The 379-nt window shown below is 57.8% G+C and carries 1 pseudogene; it reads right to left on the bottom strand.

From position 1 onward, the window contains the following. A pseudogene (locus HX875_RS32160) lies at window positions 1-379 on the bottom strand (hypothetical protein); the annotation flags it as partial.

The following is a 379-nucleotide window of genomic DNA, read 5'->3' as shown; positions in this document are numbered from 1 at the left end:
TAGAAAATCAGGATGGGGGGCGTGTCCGTGCAGCCTTGGATTTTCGGCGGCTGAAGACGATGGCGGACCAGCACGAAATTGCGTGAAAACGGTTTGACCACGCACTGTTCGTTGTTGATAAAGGTGGTCGTCGGCGAGTGTGCTTCGAAGCGGTAGGCCACCACTTCGCCATCCGCCAGGCAGTGCACGCTGGATTGATCCAGCACCCCAGCGGTACCACCGTCGAAATGCACCCCGCCGTGAAACTGACCATTTCGGCCCAATGGGTAGTAGCCAGCTTCGGCCTTTGCCAACTGGGTTAACTGCAAGAGCGGGTGGTTTTTGTCCTTGAACGGGTGGCTCCAGTTCTTCACCGGTTGCAGCGGGTCGACAATGGGCT

This window comes from Pseudomonas yamanorum, from assembly GCF_013386765.1.
GTDB classification, from domain to species: Bacteria; Pseudomonadota; Gammaproteobacteria; order Pseudomonadales; family Pseudomonadaceae; genus Aquipseudomonas; species Aquipseudomonas yamanorum_A.
Note: the sequence above shows the minus strand (reverse complement) of the source record. Positions and strands in the feature narration are given on the sequence as shown.